Origin of the sequence: Neorhizobium tomejilense (assembly GCF_964254135.1) — a bacterium.
GTDB classification, from domain to species: Bacteria; Pseudomonadota; Alphaproteobacteria; order Rhizobiales; family Rhizobiaceae; genus Neorhizobium; species Neorhizobium tomejilense.
The window spans coordinates 461,245-478,216 of record NZ_CAXUSO020000002.1; the positions used below are offsets into that span (position 1 = coordinate 461,245).

Sequence of the window (16,972 nt, forward strand, 5' to 3'; positions counted from 1 at the left end):
TGCTTTTCGTTAATTCCAGTGTCCCTTCAGGCCGCCTCGCTCCTCCGGAAAGAGGCATCCGTAAACTTCAGCAGGACGCCGCGGGCCTCCTGAACCGCAGCCGTGCCGGCATCGGCAAGCGTGGCTTGCAGCCGCTGCAATCGCTGCGCTGTCGTAGCGGGAAGACTTCCGATCTTGCGGTCGAGCATGACCTGCGCGCCCTCACCGGTAGTCTGCGGCCAGACTGCCTCGTGTGTCTGTCCCTTTTCCGAAATGACAACCCGCGCTGGCCAACCTTGGCCGGCGAGCGTGTGATCGGCCGTGATCGTCACGCGCTGGGCAAAGGCCAGGACATCCGCATTGAAGGGACGAGTGCGGTCGACATCCATCAGCCGTGCGGGCTCGAAAGCGGCAATGCCGAGCTGCAGGCCGAGATGAGCGATGGTCGACAAACGATCTTCGGCAACAAGCGGCCGGCTGACGACAGGTACGGCCACCGGCGGCAGAAAAACTTCGACAATGTCGACAGCATTGGGATCAACACCCTCCTCCAGCAGATGACGGAAAGCCTGGATCGCATTGATGCCCTGGCGGGCGGAGACGAAGGGCTTCATCCCGACCCCTGTGATCGCCAGCGGATCGACATGGTTAGGCTCCAGGGCAACCGCCGCCGCCGCTTGTCCTTTCATCCAGCTTGGAGACAGCAGTTCGAGATCGCCCTTGATGCCGGCCTTCGCGGCAAGCGCCGCACGAATGCCCTTCAGCGTGGCTTCGCCGATCACCAGCCAGCGCGCCGACGGCATGCCGGAAGGGCGACCGCTGCGTCCCGAACTGCCGGCCATGGACAGCACCAGCGCCTGGGCAACCTGTTCGTCCGAAAGACCAAGCGCAATCGCCGCGCTCACAGCCGCGACAGCCGGCGCTGCGAACAGGCCCGGCCAGGTTTCCGGCAAGGCCGAAACGCCGCCGACGGCCTCCGACAGCGCCACGCCAACCGAATGGCCCGCGGCGACAGCCTTCACATAGGCCTCATAGTCCTGCGCGAAAATCAGCGCCGCCGGCACAGCCATGGCGCCGGGTGTTGCACAGGAAGGCACGTGGATCGCGTCCCATTCGGTAAAACGGATAACCGCCGACGCGCCCGCAGCTGAGGAGACTGCGTCGCCGCCGCCGGTCTCGCGATAGAAGGCGAGGAGTGAAGAACCTTCGGTCGCACCGGCACCGGCCGCCAAAGATGCCAGCGCGTCGACGGTATGGAGGTTGACGAGATCGCGGAGTTTCTGGTCTCCGCCATCGATCGTCTTAAGAATGGAAACGAGACCGCGTGCGTTCATTCTGCCGCCTCCCGCATTGACCTATCGCCAAGTCCGACCGGACGCGCCGCGACGATCGTCTCGCCATCGAGCGTGAAGGCCGTCGTCAGGATGCCGTAGGGGACCGGCGTGGCAAGCGGCGTTTGCGCATCCGCCACGACCTTCAGCGGCCGGGTGCCGTGCGGTGCCTCGAGATGCCAGTCGATTAGCTCGGCGCCATAAGGCAGACAGAAAGCCGAAATCGAGCCATTGGCCGGAAAGGCGGGAGAAGCCCGGTCCAGCTCCGTGGTCACCGAGGCAAGGCGCGCGGCGATTTCGGAAACGGCGGAGAAGGTTTCGATCCGGCGAACCCAGACGCCGTTATAGGCGATCGACAGGCGCACCGCGAAAGTGCGGCCGAGTTCTTGCCTGCCGGTGCGGATGAAACGGCGATCCTTGGAAAGATCGGGCGCGACTGCGACATAACATTCCTCGGCGCCGGCAAGCCGCACGGCCCGCTCGACCGGACCGGTGAAGTCGCCGGCATATCTGCCGTTGATATCGCGTGCCTTGAATGCCTCGCGGGCGATATCGTTCGTGCGGCGCACGAGATCGAGCTCGGCGCGATCCGCCTTTCCGCGAACCGCAGTGAAAAGCTCCGTCGCATCGGAGAGTTCGACCGGCAGGACGGACAGGATTTCATCGACCACGCCACCGGGCATGCGGTCGAGTTCGACCACGCCGAGACGCCTGGCGCCGACCTTGGCGAGCCGCTCGCCGGCGAGCTTGCCCGGGAACGGCGAATGGGCGACTTCGAAAGTCGGGGCCACGGATTTGACCCACTCGCCGACGCGCTTCGACAGCGCCGTCAGGAAGATCGGAAGGCCGTCGCGCAGGACCAGCACAAGGCCATCCGACCAGTAGGGCGTGAAGCCGGAAACCCAGGTGACGCCGGCCGAGCGCACATGGTTGGTATAGATCAGGACGCCATCCAGCCCGGCGGCCGCGATCGCTTGCTGCAGGCGGATCTGGCGGGCCTTTACGTCTGCGAGGGAGAGTTCATCCTCGCGCCACAGGATCAGACCGTGTCTCATGCCGCTATCCTCCGGGCGCCGACCGAGAAGAGCTCGCGCGGCGTCTTCGTCAGGATTTCCGGACCGTCGGCACGGACGATCAGCGAGTCGCCATGCACGAAATAACCGATCTCGGGATTATATGTGTTCGGATGCACGATCATCGACATGCCTTCCTCGATCACCGTGTTCACATCTTCGAGAATATGCGGCTTGGTATCCGGGAAAAGGCCAAGGCCATGGCCGCGCACGCGGGTATATTCGCTGGTCACATACTCACCGAGGCCGTGCGCACGAAAAATGTCGTTCTCGGCACGGGCGATATCGGCTGCCGTGACGCCGGGCTTCACCACTGCGAGGCCGGCTTCCAAGGCGTCGTTATAGATGCCGAAAACCTTGCGCTGAGCTTCATTCGGCTCGCCGATGACGAGCGTGCGGCAGATCTGGACGTAATAGCCGTTGACGCAAGGGGTGAGCTCGGTCGTCACCAGATCGCCGGGCTTCAGGATCTTGCCGAGCGGCGGCGCCATGCCGCGCACTTCCGGGCCGCCGACGCCGATGATCATGAAATTGTCGTCGACGCCTTCGTTGCGGAAGAAGGATTCGATCTCGGCGATCAGCTCGTAATCCTTCTTGCCGACAGCGGCGGCATTGCGGAACACCGCATAACCCTCGTCCGCCAGCCGTGCGGCGCTGCGCACGGCATTCAGCTCGTCGGCTGATTTCACCATCAGCAAGCGATCGACCAGCGCCGTCGCATCCTCGAACCTGAGGTCACCGCGCTGTGCAGCCAGCCCATAAGGCAGATGACGTTTCGGGCCGGCGGCGATGCGGCTGTTGCCGAGCCGGGCGATGACACCGGATACCGTGCCAATCAGGTCGCCAGCGATCACCGTCTTGACCTCGGGGCATTCGACCGCGGCGCGTTCGCCTTCCAGCTCGTCGTCGAGATAGAGCGTCACCTCACCATCGCGGGTGACGACCGCCAGGCCCTCGCCTTCGAGAATGCCGAAATCGGCGGCATAACGCAGGTAGTCGTTCTGCCAAGCATTGCCGTAGAGCACGAGGCCGTCGAGCCCAGCTTCCAGCATAGCCTCGATCAACCGTTTCTCGCGGATTTCGCCGATCATCGCCATGTCCTCAGCCGTTCACTGCGATGCGGCGCGGCATCTGGGGTTCGGCATAGCCATAGTCGCGGATAGCCGCTTCTCTGGAGACAAGACCGTTGGCGATATCCTCGTCCAGATCGGTGCGTGAACGCTTGGCCGGATCGCCGTAACCGCCACCGCCGGCGGTGAGGAAGGTGATGCGATCACCCGGTGTGAAGTGAACATCGGTCGCCTTGTTGACGCGCAGCTGCGTGCCGTCGGCACGGTCGATGATCGCCACGCTGACCTCACCGGTATGGCCGCCATGCAGGCCCCAGGGCGGGGTGACCGTGCGGTCGAAATTGATATTGCCGCGGCAGGCGCGCAGGCAGCGATAGGTGAGCTCGATGCCGAGACCCCCCCGATGCTCGCCGGCGCCACCGGAGTCCGGACGCAGCGCATGTCGTTCAACGATGAACGGATACTTGATCTCCTGCAGTTCGACCGGCGTGTTGCGCACGTCGCCCTGGCAGACCGAGACGGCCGCGGATTCGCCGTCCTCATGCGGACGACCGCCCCAGCCGCCGCCAAAGATATTCATCAGCAGGAAGCGCGATCCGTCGTCGTAGAATCCGAAGAAGGAACAACCACCCATGTCGCCCTTGTGGGCGGCCGGGATCAGTTCCGGCACGGCCGGCGCCAGCGCCTTGAGGATTGTGTCGATGACGGTCGGCAGTGCGATGCTCCACTGGCCGAGTGCGGCCGGCGGGCGGGCTGACAGGATCGTACCATCCGGCAGGTCGACGTTGAGAGCGCGGAAGCAGCCTTCGTTGACGTCGAGTTCCGGCGAAGTGAGCGCCTTGAAGGCGACACGGGCAGCAGCGATGCCCCCCGAGCGGCCGGAATTCAGGGGGCCGTTCACCTGCGGGTGCATGCCATGGAAATCGACGGTGATGGTCGAGCCGGACACGATCACCTTGACGGCGATCCTGAGCGGCGTCGCGAGATCCCGCCCGTCATTGTCGAGGAAGCTTTCGGCCGAATAGGTGCCGTCCGGAATACGTTCGATCACCTGGCGGGCCGCCTTGTCTGTCTGGTCCCAGATGGTCTCGACGCAGCTTTCCACAACGCCGCGGCCATAACGGGCGACCAGTTCGGCATAACGCTTGGCGCCGATCTGGCAGGACGCGACCTGGGCTCGAAGGTCGCCGAGGCTGGCATCCGGATAACGGATATTGTCCTGGATGATCTGGTAGAGCGTGTCGTTGAGCTCACCAGCCTTGTAGATCTTCAGGGACCGCATCTGCAGGCCTTCGGAGTAGATGTCGGTCGTCGCATTGGAACCGAAACCCTGGCGGCTGCCGCCGATATCCACCCAGTGAGCACGATTGGCCGCAAAGCCGATCAGCTCGCCGTCATGGAAGCAGGGCGCGTAGACGACGACGTTGTTCAGGTGCTGGCCGCAAATATGACCGTGGTTCATGACGAGGACGTCGCCCTCTTCGAAACCCTTCAACCCGTATTTCTTGATGCCGTCCTCGACGGCGATGCCGAGGTCGGCGAGGAAGATCGGCAGGCCGCCGCGGTTCTGCGAGATCATCCGGCCGCTCGTGTCGATCAGGCCGCAGCAATAGTCACGGACTTCGTAGATCATCATGTTGTAGGCAGACTTGCAAAGCGCCTCGGCCATCTCGTCGGCATAGGCGACGATGGCATTGCGGACGACTTCAACGGTGATCGGATCGTTCTTGATCGGCGTCATGTTCTTATTCCTCGCTCTGCTTGGCGAGCGTCACTAGGAGATGGCCTGCCTCGTGGACGACCACTTCGTCGCCGGGATGGATCAGGATGGTGGAATTCGGTTCTTCGATGACGGCAGGGCCGGTGAGCTTGAAGCCGGCCGGCAGCGCCGGGCGCCAGTAGATCGCCGTCTTCAGCGGCCTTGCCGGATCGTCGAACACCACCTCGCGGCTGCCGACCTCGGATTCCGCTTCCGGCTGCCACGGGCGGGACAGCCATTCCTCGGCTACATTGTCGGTGCGGGCGGCGGTCAGGACCAGGCGCAGGCTGACGATTTCGAGCGCTTCGGTCGGCGCCGACTGGCTGTAGCGGCGGTCGTGCTCGGCATCGAAGCGGCGGCGGACCTCGCTGGTGTCGCCGGAGAGCATGCCGGTATTCTCGATCGGGATCGAGATCGCATGTTCCTGGCCGACATAACGCAGATCGGCGAAGAAGCGGTGATCCGCCTCGTTTTCGACGATGCCGTCACGCTTCATCTGCTCGCGGCCGCTGGTAACGAGTTCGGCATAGACCTTCTCGACGCCGGTATCCGACAGTTCACCGACGCGGCCGATGAAGGTCTGCACGAAATCCTGGCGCCAAGAGGCCATCAGCATGCCGAGCGCGGAGAAGGTGCCGGGAAGTTTCGGGATGATCACCAGCGGAATGTAGATTTCGCGGGCAATGGCGATCGCATGCAGAGGACCAGCGCCGCCGAAGGCGATCATTGCCGTGTCGCGCGGGTCGATACCCTTGTTGATCGAGACGGCACGCACCGACAGCGACATCGAGCTATCGGCGATCTTCGCCACGCCGAGCGCTGCCTCGACCGGATTAAGCTTCAGTGTGTTGCCGACCTTGCTCAGCATCGCCTGTTCGGAGGCCGCCTTGTCGAGCGGCATACCGCCGTTGAGGAACCGTTGCGGATTGATGCGGCCAAGGATCAAGTCGGCGTCGGTGACGACGGGCAAGTCCGCTCCCTTGCCATAGCAGGCAGGGCCCGGATCGGCGCCGACGCTCTGGGGTCCCACATGCAGACCGCCCGCATTGTTGACCCAGGCGATCGAACCGCCGCCGGCACCGACTTCGACGATGTTGACGACCGGCAGCTGCATCGGCTGGCCGTCAGCCTCTTCGCCGATCACGTAACCGGTTTCGATAGCCGGCGCTCCATCGGTGATCAGGCTCGACTTGGCGGTCGTGCCGCCCATGTCAAAACCGATGCAGCGCTTGAGGCCGAGCAGCTTGGCGAGACGGCCCGCGCCGATCATGCCGGCTACCGGGCCGGATTCCATCATCGAGACCGGCTGTTCCTGTGCCTGGCCGATCGACATGACGCCGCCGTTCGATCGCATGATATGGATCTTGCCGCCGAAGGCGCCGGAGCGGAGATAGGTTTCGAGGCGCTTCAGGTAACCTTCGACGCGGGGGCCGACAAAGGCATTGAGCGCAGTGGTCGAGGAGCGCTCGTATTCGCGATATTCCCGCAGAATCTCGTGCGACAGCGTCACGAAGATATTCGGCAGCGTCCTGCGCAGCATCTCACCGACGCGGCGCTCATGAGCCGGATTGGCCCAGGAATGCAGCAGGCAGATGGCAACGGATTCGACGCCCGCGGCTTCGATCTCGGCGATGACCGCGGCGACGGTCTTTTCGTCGAGCGCTTCCAGAACTTCGCCGGAAGCAAGGATGCGCTCCGGAATTTCGAAGGTCAGACTGCGCGGCACCAGCGGCTGCGGACGCTTGAAGAACAGGTTGAAGGCCTGGATGCGGTTCGAACGGCCGATCGCATAGACGTCGCGGAAACCGCTCGTGGTGATCAGCGCGGTACGGGCGCCTTTGCGCTCCAGCACCGTGTTGATGGCAATCGTCGAGCCGTGGAGAATCTCGTTCAGCTGGTCGGGATCGCAATTCGCAAGCTCGAGGCTGCGGGCGATGCCCTGGGTCGGATCGGCAGGCACGGTCGAGGTCTTCGACGTCACGATCCTGCCGTCGACATAACCGACGAGATCGGTAAACGTGCCGCCAATATCAATTCCGACAATATTCATGCGTCCTCCTGTCCGCATGGAACCCATGCGGAATGCTGTATCTTTGCGGATTGGGCCGAGACCTCGGCAGCGGTGGCAGGAACACTCCGGCTGACGTTAAAGCGCCAGGCTCCCAGTGAGATTGTTCATGTCATTCCTCATCCTCGAACAGCATTTGATCCATTCGAACAGTAACTAGCAACGGGTTTGGGGGCTTTAGGTTTGATAGCCTATAGGCTATAGGTTATCACCATGTTCAATATCACGCTCCGGCGCATGGAAGTCCTGGTTGCAGTGGTCGAGGAGGGGAGCTTCGCGGCCGCCGCCGACCGTTTCGGCATCGCCCAGCCCTCGGTCAGTGCCCATATCATGGCGATCGAGAAGGAGATCGGCGGGCAGATCTTCGTGCGGCGCCGGGGTCGCAAGCCGCTGCTGACCGAGATCGGTCAAAGCGTGCTGCAGCATGCGCGCGAGTTCCTGGCCGAGGCCGACGACATGCGCGCAGATGTCGTGAAAATCCGAGGCGAGACCGGTCAGCAGGTGGTTTTATCTTGCCAGCGAAGCCTCGCCAATTTTGTTCTGCGAAAAGATCTGACGGACTTTGCGATAGCGCGGCCGGATATCCAACTCGTTCTGAGGATCGGCAAGCAGGAGGATGTTTTTTCCGAGGTTCGCGATGGCGTGGCCGACGTCGGCTGCTTTCTGGGCAATGAAGACCTCCGAGGCGTCCGGGCGGAAACTATCGGCCGGGAGAAGCTGGTTCTCATTGCCTCGCCGAACCACCCCCTTGCCCACCGCAAGCGCGTCAAGCCGCAGGACGTGGCACGTTATGACTTCGTAGGTCCGCCGCCCTCTTCGCTGTTTGGGCGGGGTGTCTCGAAGCTTCTGGCGAATGCTGGTATCAGCCACGTAAAGGTCGCGGCGCAGGCGACCGAATACCAGTTCCTGCGCGAGTTCGTTGCTGCTGGTGTGGGCATTGCCTGTTCGCTGGAACGAAGCGTAGCGGCGGATCTCGAGCGCGGCGAGCTGGTCAAGATCGATTTCGCCGGAGATGAATTGGGTTTCGATGTACGGCAGATAGCCTCAATCCGCCGCCCTTTGTCAAAGCCTGCCAGTGACCTGATGGATTTCCTCCGCTCCAGGCACCAGATCCCAGGTTAACCGGACAGGCTTTGTGTGATCTGCCGGATTGCCAGATCGACATCGCCTTGACGCAATCGCTCCGAGATTCCGCCTCGCGGAGAGCGGACACATAAGCTTGCTCGCCTTCCATGGAGCGGCGATCCCGCAGGGCGTTTCATGTCGTTCAAGAAGTTGGTGCGGTCTTGTTCTGCCGCTTGCGAGAGATCGCGCGACCGTGGCGCTATATCGGTTTCACAATTCTAGTATAGCCCTGTTGTGCCGTTCTGCGGTTGAAAGAGGCCATGCTGTTGGTCACTTCGGGTTGCCCAAATCCGCGGACTATACTAGAATCGCGAATTCAGTATAAGGCGCTTGTCATGAAGCAAATCGATCTCATGTTTCGCACGATGGTTGCGGAACTCCAACAGAGGACATTTGATGACGATTGGTCGGAAGATTTCCCGCCGACAGGCCGCTTTGTGCCAGTCAAAGTCGATGATCGGACCTACTTCTATTTTGATCAACCGGATGGCAAAGGTGGTCAAAAGCGGCGCTACGTCGGGCCCGAGGACGACAAGGAAATTGCCCTGCGGGTCGCTGATCAGAGGGCACAGAAGACAGACTACAAGGGGCGCCGGAAGTTGGTTTCCACGCTCACCCGAGAAGCTGGTCTGATCGCTCCGGATCGGCAAACGGGCGAGGTCGTCGAGGCTCTCGCAAGGGCCGGTCTGTTCCGGTTGCGCGGCGTTCTTGTCGGAACTGTCGCGTTTCAATCCTATGCGGCTTATCTCGGCGTTCGCCTGCCAATGGCTGCGATCCTGACCGGTGACGCAGATTTGGCTCAAGACTACGCGATCTCGGCTGAGGTCGGGGATAGCTTGCCGCCGATCCTCGATCTTTTGAAAGGGATCGATCCGACATTCCGTGCAATGCCGCACATCAGCGGATCGCCTCGATCTCATGCCTTTCGTAACTCGAATGGCTATCGGGTAGAATTTCTTACAACAAACCGGGGATCGGAAGAATACTCGGACGAACCGGCTTCCATGCCTGCGCTCGGCGGCGCTGCGGCTGAGCCGCTGAGATTTTTGGATTTCCTGATCCGTGATCCGGTGCGCTCGATTCTGCTGCACAACGCCGGCGTCTCGGTAGTCGTGCCGGACCCCGCGCGGTATGCGGTCCATAAACTCATCGTCGCCGGCCGTCGGCAAAACGATGCTGGTGGCAAAGCGAAATCTGAGAAGGATTTAAGGCAGGCTGGAATACTCTTCGACGTTCTCCCGAAGACGGGCAGCGGGAATAGTCTGGCTGCGGCTCTTGAAGAGGGATGGGAACGCGGGCCAGCTTGGAAAAATGCTCTTGCCGAAGGTGTCGAGGCCATGCCGAAAGAATATTTGGGGCCGGTGAACCGTATGTTCGATGTCATCAAGCGCTGAAAAAGCGCCTTCTAAATGGCTAGCCTTTGTTTGTCCTGGCGGCGATTTCGCCCGGTGAAGCTGTCTGATTTCTCAGGGCGAAGACAGAGGCGGCAGGCAGATTGCCTCTCCCTTTCCAAACAGAACAGTGGCTTGACCGACGGCTCGAAGCCGATCTGACGCCGCCGATGAATTCGGCGTTGACATTCGTGCGTCGAAGAATCTACTTAATAGTAAGATTGAATCCTATTAGGTATATGCCATATCAATGGCAATCGGCGTCCACCGCGAGCGTTCGGCCAGAGATGATTGTTCCGGCTTTCGCCAACGCGGATGAGGGCGAGGGCGAGGGCCTATTGGCAAGAGGGAAGCATGGATCTGGAACTGAGGGGGAAGGTCGCGCTGATAACCGGGGCGGGCGGAGGCATCGGGACCGGGATCGCGACCGAGCTGGCGCGCGAAGGTGCCGATCTCTGTCTGGCGGGGCGCGATGGCAACAAGCTCAAGGAGGCTGGCGAAGCCATTGCAGGGATATCCGGCCGGGATTCGGCCGTCTACGCGGGTGACCTGCGGGACCAGAAAACCCCCTCGGCCGCAGTCGCGACCGCGATCGCCGCGTTCGGTCGCCTCGACCTTTTGGTGAATTGCGCTGGGGACACCAGGCGCGGCGATTTTCTGCAGATGCCGGAGCAGGACTGGGTCGATGGGTTTGCGGTAAAGTTCCACGGATATGTGCGCATGACGCGGGCAGCCTGGCCGCACCTCTGCGAGACGCGGGGCGCCATCATCAACATCGTCGGAATCGGCGCGCGGGCGGGATCTGCGGAATTTACGATCGGCGGTTCGGTGAATGCAGCGCTGCTGAATTTTACCAAGGCGATGGCCGATCGCGGCATCCGCGAGGGCGTGCGCGTCAATGCGATCAATCCCGGCTTGATCGAAACAGGCCGGTTGGGCCGCAACATCGAACGGCTGATGCGGGACCATTCCTGCAGCCGCGACGAAGCGGTGTCGCGTCTGCTGGCGCCGCGTGGCACCACCCGTTTCGGCAGTCCCGAGGAGATAGGCTGGCTGGCGGCCTTCCTCGCATCACCGAAAGCGGCGTTCATCCAGGGCGCCTTGATAGATATCGACGGCGGCTCCACGCGGGCGCTGTGAACTGATTTTAGGGGGATTATCATGGTCGAGACATCGCGGCAGCCGGAAGTGGCCAGGCGGCTGGCGAACTACATCGCCGCTGCCCGCCCGGGCGATCTGCCGGAACCAGTGCAGCTTGAAGCGCGCAGGGCCTTCTTCAACATCGTCGGCTGCATGCTGGGAGGCGCGCAGCACGAGGTCATCGGCCTTGCGGATGGCGTTCTGTCCGAGTTTTCCGGACCGGCGCAGGCAACGCTTCTCGGCCGGGTGCGCAGGGCGGATGTGCTGCACGCCGCTCTCATCAACTGCTTCGGCTCCAGCGTCCATGCCTTCGACGACACGCATGAACAGGCGGTCGTACATCCGAGCGGTCCCGTTGCGGCCGCAGCACTCGCCATCAGCGAGCGCAGGCATGTCACGGGCGCGGATGTGCTACTGGCATTTGCGCTGGGGGTCGAAGCGGTTTGCCGGCTCAGCAAGTCGGTCTCGGTGGCCCCGGCGAAGGGTGTTTTGGGCTGGTCGCCGACGGGCATTACGGCGGGCGTGGGTGCTGCGGTCGCAGCCGGCAAGCTCCTTGATCTCGACCGGGATCGCATGCGCCACGCGATCGGGATCGCCTTGTCGCAGGCGGCGGGATTTCGGGCGATGTTCGGCTCCATGTGTTCGTCCTTCATGACGGCGCATGGGGCGCAGACCGGCTTGCGCGCCGCACTTCTCGCGGAGAAGGGTTTTACGAGTTCGGAATCCGCCCTGGAGGGCCCGAACGGGTTCCTCGATCTTTTCGCGATCCGGCCGGATGTCGATGCGCTGACAGGCGGCCTCGGGAGCCATTTCGAACTACTGCGCAATACCTACAAGGCCTATCCCTGCGGGGTGGTGATCCACCCCATGATCGACGCCTGTTTCGAACTCAGGCGGAAGCATCAGCTGCACCCTGACCAGATCGAGGCATTATCCGTCAGGGCCTCGCCAGAGGCGCTTGCGCTCACAGACCGGCCGCATGCGCAGGACAATCTGCAGGCGCGCGTGAGCCTATATCACTGGGTGGCGGTGGCCCTGATCCGCGGCAGCGCCCGCATCGTCGACATGGACACCGAAAGCGCGGTGCGCGATCCGGCGATCGTCGGCTTCCAGGAGAAGATAAGAACCGTCGCCGACAGCACGGTTGCCGGGGATGGAGCCGAGGTGACGCTGAGGCTGCGGGACGGCCGCACGCTTGTAAGCCATATCGAACATTGCATCGGCAGCGCATCCCGCCCGATGACCGACGGGGAACTGGAGCAGAAGTTCAACGGGCTCGCCGAACCGGTGATCGGTCAGGCGCGGACGCGCCAGTTGATCGAGATGACACTGGGTGTGGAAAACCTCCCCGACGCAGGCGCCCTGCCGAGAGCTGCCGCGTAAACCCACAGGCATTTTCGCGAGCTTCGGGGCGCTGCAACAGGCAGCGCCTTTTTTGTCGGTATCGCTTGACACGATATGGTTTAAAAATATACTGATGAGTAGATATTGAGAGGGAAGAGCGTTGAAACATTCTCATCACCCAAGATTTGCATACCAGATCGGAGCCGTGGGCGAGGCAGGGTCCTCGGATGCGGAACTCTACGGGGAGGCGCTGTCGGATGCGGAACTGATCCACCGGCTGGGTTACGATGCCGCCTGGGTCATCGAGCACCATTTCAGCGACTATTACCCGCAGCCGAACCCGCTGCTGCTGCTCTCGCACGTGGCGGCCAAGTGCCCGGGCCTTGGCCTTGGAACGGCAGTCATGGTGCTGCCCTGGTACAATCCCATCCGGTTCGCCGAAGATATCGCGATGCTGCAGACGCTGAGTTCGGGCGAGCTGCATATCGGCATGGGACGCGGCACCGCAAAATCCGAATATGACGCGTTCGGAATATCCATGGAGACGGCCCGCTCGCGTTTCTCGGAGGCCTGGGAGTTGACGCGGCTGGCCCTGAAGGGCGATCCGTTCACCTTCGAAGGCGAATTCGTGAAAGTCGCCGATCCGATTGTCCTGCGGCCGCAGCTCGCGAAGAAGACGCCCAATTTCTACGGTGCGATCGGCAGCCCCGGCAGCGCCGAAATCATGGCGGACCTAGATCTCCCGCCGCTCTGCCTTTCCAACTTCCCGGACCACGTGCTCAGAAGCATTCTGGCGCGCTGGGAGGCGAAGGCGCAGCTCAAGGGGGAAGCTGCCGTCACCAAGCCTCTGGCGATCAAGTGCTTTATCGGCAGGACCGACAAGGAGGCGCGGGAGGAGGCGCTGGCCTATCTCCCTGATTTCTTCCGCCTGCAGGTCGAGCACTATGAGACCGATGCCCGGCCCTGGGACAATGTTTCCGGATACGAGCAGTTCAGCAAGATGTTTTCGACGCTGAAGGAAATGTGCAATCCGGACAATCTCGGACCGTTCCTCGATCAGAACCTGGTCGGTTCGCCGGAAACGGTCGTGGGCCGGCTTCGCCAGTTGCAGGAGATTGGTTTCAACTATTTTGTCATCACCAATGCCACCTATGGCGTACCGCGGTCGGTTCGCCAGTCGACGATCCGGCGCTTTGCGGAAGAGGTGATCCCGCTGGTGACCGAAGGCGCCCGGATGCGGGTTTCGGCGGAGTGAAGAAGACCCCATGAGCGATCATGCCGAAATCGACAGGACCTTGATCGGCAGTGCGACGGAGCCCTTCGTTGTCGAGGTGGAGAAGGGCGCCATCCGCCGCTTCGCGGAAGCGATCGGCGAGACCACGCAGATCTATTTCGACCAGGCCTTTGCGCGTTCCTTCGGTTACGGGGGAATTGTTGCGCCGCCGACTTTCCCGACGACGTTCCGGCCGCCCTCGAAGGCCGCCTGGGTTCAGGGACTGGACGAAGGGCGGATCCTGGCGGGAGAGCAAGGGTTCCGATATGTGCGGCCGATCCTCGCCGGAGACCGCCTGCAATGCGAACTGCGCCTCACGGATGTCAATGACAAGATGAGCAGCAAGGGCAATATGCAGCTGATCACCCAGGATCTGCTGGTGACGACGCTGCTCGGTGACCTGGTCTGCGTCAATCGCCGCGTTGTCATCTATCGCGGCAGGGCCGCGAACCTTGCCGAAAGGGCATCGTCATGATGTCTGAAGGACTGCATAAGCCGGGCGATACATTCCTCGTTGAGCGCGGCCCAATCACCACGACGCAGCTCGTTATGTATGCCGGCGCCTCGGGTGACTTCAACCGCATCCACTACGATCATCCCTTTGCCGTCGAGTCGGGATTGGGGGGGCTGCTCGTGCATGGCATGCTGACCATGGCCTTTGCCGCCTCCTGCGCCGTCGAGGCGTTCGGGCCGGCAAGCCGGATATCGCGGCTTGAGGCCCGGTTCACGGCGCCGGTCAGGGTCGGGGACCTAGTCAGGGTGACGGCAACCGTGGTCGAGGCGAGTGGTCCCGGCCACGCGACCGAGGCGACGCTGATCGCGGATGTTGACGGGCAAGTCGTGCTTCGAGGCATGGTCGAGGCCGCGGCCTGGTCGAATGAAACTCCTTAGGGCGGAGGCTGATGTGATGAATGCCATTTCACCAACCGAAACCGCAGCAATTCCGGATTCCCGAACGCTGCGGAATGCCTTTGGATGCTTTCCTTCCGGCGTGACGGCAATCTGTGCGATGATCGAGGGCGAGCCGGTGGGGATGGCGGCCAGTTCCTTCACCTCGGTCTCGCTTGACCCGCCGCTGGTGCTGGTCTGCATCCAGAACAGCTCGGATACCTGGAAGAAATTGATGAAAGCGCCGCGCATCGGTGTCAGCGTCCTGGGGGAGGAACACGACCGTGCCTGTTCACAACTTGCTGCAAAATCGGGCAATCGGTTCGAGAGGCTTGACTGGTTTGCGACGGGCGGAGGAGCCGTCCTGCTGGAGGGAGCGGCCGTCTCGCTCAACTGCTGCGTTGTCGAGGAAATTCCGGCCGGAGATCACCGGCTGGTGTTGCTCCGCGTCCAGACGCTTACATTCCAGCCGGCGGTCAGCCCTCTGGTCTTCCATGGCAGCCGCTTTCGAAAACTCGCGATCGAAGCGACCGGTTCGGATTGAAGTCCATGTTTGAAGGACCACTGTCAGGCGTCAGGATTCTTGACCTGAGCCGGGTTTTTGCAGGACCCTGGGCAACCCAGGTGCTGGCGGATTTCGGCGCGGAAGTCATCAAGGTGGAACGGCCGGGCCGCGGCGACGATGCCCGTGGTCTCGGCCCGCCCTTCCTCGCCGACGAGGAGGGAAGGGACACGGCCGAATCCGCCTTCTATCTCAGTGCGAACCGGAACAAGAAATCGATAGCGCTCGACCTTTCGCAGCCCCGCGGGCAGGAGATCGTCCGCCAGTTCGCGGCGATTTCGGACGTCGTGGTAGAGAATTACAAGGTCGGGACGCTGAAGCGTTACGCGCTGGATTACGACAGCCTGAAAGAGGTCAATCCTTCGCTCGTCTATTGCTCCATCACCGGCTTCGGCCAGACGGGGCCTAACAGTCACAAGCCGGGTTACGACACGCTGTTCCAGGCCATGGGCGGAGTGATGAGTGTGACCGGCGAGCCGGATGAAAAACCCGGCGGCGGGCCGATGAAGGTCGGCATCATTCTCGCCGACATCATGACAGGCATGTATGCCGCGATCGGGATTTTGGCGGCGCTGCGGCATCGCGAGCGCACCGGTACCGGCCAGCATATCGACCTGTCGCTGATGGATGCCCAGACGGCAGCGCTATCGCATCACGCCATGTATTATCTGGTCTCTGGAAGCAACCCGCAGCGGTTCGGGACGAGTGCGCCGGCGGTCGTCCCGAGCCAGATGTTCGAGTGCTCGGACGGCTTCCTCGTTCTGGTGGTGGGCAACGATCCGCAGTTCCGGCGCTTCGCTGAAGTCGTCGGGCAACCGAAACTGGCCGATGAGGAGCGGTTTAGCTCGAACGGGCTTCGCGTCCGCAACCGGGAAATCCTGGTCCCGCTTCTGGAAGAGATATTCCGGCGGTCGCCGAAAGCTTACTGGCTGGACAAGCTGGAGGCGGCCGGCATCGCGTCCGGGCCGATCAACGAGATCTCGGACGTCTTCTCGGCCCCCCAGATTGCTGCGCGCGACATGGTGGTCGAGGTGGAGCACTCGACGGGCAGCCCGCTGAAACTGGTCGCCAATCCCCTCAGGATGTCGGAGACGCCGCTTACCCGCTACGAGCCGCCGCCGGTTCTCGGCCAGCACACGATGGAACTCCTGTCGGGAGTTCTCGGACTGGGGAATTCCGAGATCGAGGCGTTGTTGAGCGACAAGGTCGTCGCCGGCTCCTGAGCGCGGGCGTCGGGTTCGTCAGAACGTCCGGGATCCCTGGTGACCGACGAGGTTGAGGGCGTAGTCCGCGAAGAGATCGGCGACTTCTTCTGCGCTCAGCCGGCCGTCGTGGAACCAGCGGTGAATCCACCGCACCATGCCGGAGATCGCCAGGCCGGCAATGTGCGGTTCCGCAACTGTGAATTCGCCGGTCTTGATGCCGTCCTCGATTAACGAGGCAAGCTTGTTGTCGAACTGGCGGTGGATCGCGCGGATTCCCTCCAGCGTCTTCGGGGGCAGGTCGCCTTCTTCCTGGCCGAAGACCATGCTGATCGCCCGGCTTTCGATGTTCTGCAAAGCGAAGCTGCGGACAAAGTCCCGCAGGCGCTTGGGAGAGGGCGATTTGTTGTCGAGATAACCGTCTATCGAAGCGAGAAGCTGCTGTGCCCCACGTTCGTAAACCGTCGCTATCAACTGCTGTTTGCTATCGAAGAACTGGTAGATGAAGGGCTTGGTCACCTTCAGCCGTTCGGCCAGCGTATCGAGCGTCACGTCGCGCAGTCCGCGTTCCTCGACCAGCCCGATCATCTCTTTGAGGATCCGTTCGCGCTTGAATATCTCGAGTTCGGCGCGAATGCCGGTCGGCTCGCGCTTGGTTCTCTGGCGCTTCGGCGAGCCGGCTTCCTTGGGCGTCCTGGCCATTTTTTACCCTTCTTTTGCTCGTGCCGCGCTGCAGCACCGATGCGCGGATTCGCAGACAAGTTTCC

At 62.3% G+C, this 16,972-nt stretch carries 15 protein-coding genes; 9 read left to right on the plus strand and 6 right to left on the minus strand.

Annotation, left to right across the window (positions count from 1 at the left end; translation table 11 throughout):
* Positions 1-26: 26 nt before the first annotated feature.
* The 5 genes from ACSQ3G_RS24955 to ACSQ3G_RS24975 are packed head-to-tail and all read right to left on the minus strand — an operon-like array spanning position 27 to position 7,262.
* Positions 27-1,313 (minus strand): MmgE/PrpD family protein, encoded by a 1,287-nt coding sequence (locus ACSQ3G_RS24955; protein WP_436112119.1) that lies wholly within the window; start codon positions 1,311-1,313, stop codon positions 27-29.
* Positions 1,310-2,365 (minus strand): aminopeptidase P family N-terminal domain-containing protein, encoded by a 1,056-nt coding sequence (locus tag ACSQ3G_RS24960; protein WP_436112120.1) that lies wholly within the window; start codon positions 2,363-2,365, stop codon positions 1,310-1,312. Before ACSQ3G_RS24960 ends, ACSQ3G_RS24955 begins: the two co-directional genes overlap by 4 nt.
* Positions 2,362-3,474 carry a M24 family metallopeptidase gene (locus ACSQ3G_RS24965; RefSeq protein WP_436112121.1) on the minus strand — a complete coding sequence of 371 codons (1,113 nt, stop codon included), beginning with the start codon at positions 3,472-3,474 and terminating at the stop codon, positions 2,362-2,364. The genes ACSQ3G_RS24960 and ACSQ3G_RS24965 overlap by 4 nt, the downstream gene beginning before the upstream one ends.
* Before the next feature lie 10 nt (positions 3,475-3,484).
* Positions 3,485-5,194 carry a hydantoinase B/oxoprolinase family protein gene (locus ACSQ3G_RS24970; RefSeq protein ID WP_436112122.1) on the minus strand — a complete coding sequence of 570 codons (1,710 nt, stop codon included), beginning with the start codon at positions 5,192-5,194 and terminating at the stop codon, positions 3,485-3,487.
* 4 nt (positions 5,195-5,198) lie between these two features.
* Positions 5,199-7,262, minus strand: a complete 2,064-nt coding sequence (locus ACSQ3G_RS24975) for a hydantoinase/oxoprolinase family protein (protein ID WP_436112123.1) — start codon at positions 7,260-7,262, stop codon at positions 5,199-5,201.
* A gap of 255 nt (positions 7,263-7,517) precedes the next feature.
* On the opposite strand from ACSQ3G_RS24975, the gene ACSQ3G_RS24980 reads away from it, so the two are divergent.
* The 9 genes from ACSQ3G_RS24980 to ACSQ3G_RS25020 all read left to right on the plus strand — a co-directional run bounded on the left by ACSQ3G_RS24980 (position 7,518) and on the right by ACSQ3G_RS25020 (position 16,226).
* Positions 7,518-8,402 carry a LysR family transcriptional regulator gene (locus ACSQ3G_RS24980; protein ID WP_436113189.1) on the plus strand — a complete coding sequence of 295 codons (885 nt, stop codon included), beginning with the start codon at positions 7,518-7,520 and terminating at the stop codon, positions 8,400-8,402.
* A 338-nt stretch (positions 8,403-8,740) separates the two neighbouring features.
* Complete coding sequence (locus ACSQ3G_RS24985; protein ID WP_436112124.1) at positions 8,741-9,799, plus strand: nucleotidyltransferase family protein; 1,059 nt, start codon at positions 8,741-8,743, stop codon at positions 9,797-9,799.
* Between the two features lie 351 nt (positions 9,800-10,150).
* Positions 10,151-10,936, plus strand: a complete 786-nt coding sequence (locus ACSQ3G_RS24990; RefSeq protein ID WP_436112125.1) for an SDR family oxidoreductase — start codon at positions 10,151-10,153, stop codon at positions 10,934-10,936.
* A gap of 21 nt (positions 10,937-10,957) precedes the next feature.
* Positions 10,958-12,319 (plus strand): MmgE/PrpD family protein, encoded by a 1,362-nt coding sequence (locus tag ACSQ3G_RS24995; RefSeq protein WP_436112126.1) that lies wholly within the window; start codon positions 10,958-10,960, stop codon positions 12,317-12,319.
* Positions 12,320-12,485: 166 nt separating this feature from the next.
* The gene (locus tag ACSQ3G_RS25000) at positions 12,486-13,535 is read left to right on the plus strand and encodes an LLM class flavin-dependent oxidoreductase (protein WP_436112127.1); all 1,050 of its coding nucleotides are present in this window, start codon (positions 12,486-12,488) and stop codon (positions 13,533-13,535) included.
* A 10-nt stretch (positions 13,536-13,545) separates the two neighbouring features.
* Positions 13,546-14,028 carry an FAS1-like dehydratase domain-containing protein gene (locus ACSQ3G_RS25005; protein WP_436112128.1) on the plus strand — a complete coding sequence of 161 codons (483 nt, stop codon included), beginning with the start codon at positions 13,546-13,548 and terminating at the stop codon, positions 14,026-14,028.
* On the plus strand, positions 14,025-14,444 hold the full coding sequence (locus ACSQ3G_RS25010) for a MaoC family dehydratase (protein WP_436112129.1): 420 nt from the start codon (positions 14,025-14,027) through the stop codon (positions 14,442-14,444). The genes ACSQ3G_RS25005 and ACSQ3G_RS25010 overlap by 4 nt, the downstream gene beginning before the upstream one ends.
* 16 nt (positions 14,445-14,460) lie before the next feature.
* Complete coding sequence (locus tag ACSQ3G_RS25015; RefSeq protein ID WP_436112130.1) at positions 14,461-14,985, plus strand: flavin reductase family protein; 525 nt, start codon at positions 14,461-14,463, stop codon at positions 14,983-14,985.
* A gap of 5 nt (positions 14,986-14,990) precedes the next feature.
* Positions 14,991-16,226, plus strand: a complete 1,236-nt coding sequence (locus tag ACSQ3G_RS25020) for a CaiB/BaiF CoA transferase family protein (RefSeq protein ID WP_436112131.1) — start codon at positions 14,991-14,993, stop codon at positions 16,224-16,226.
* Between the two features lie 18 nt (positions 16,227-16,244).
* Here ACSQ3G_RS25020 and ACSQ3G_RS25025 read toward each other — a convergent pair whose 3' ends face one another.
* Complete coding sequence (locus ACSQ3G_RS25025) at positions 16,245-16,907, minus strand: TetR/AcrR family transcriptional regulator (RefSeq protein ID WP_436112132.1); 663 nt, start codon at positions 16,905-16,907, stop codon at positions 16,245-16,247.
* Positions 16,908-16,972 lie beyond the last annotated feature (65 nt).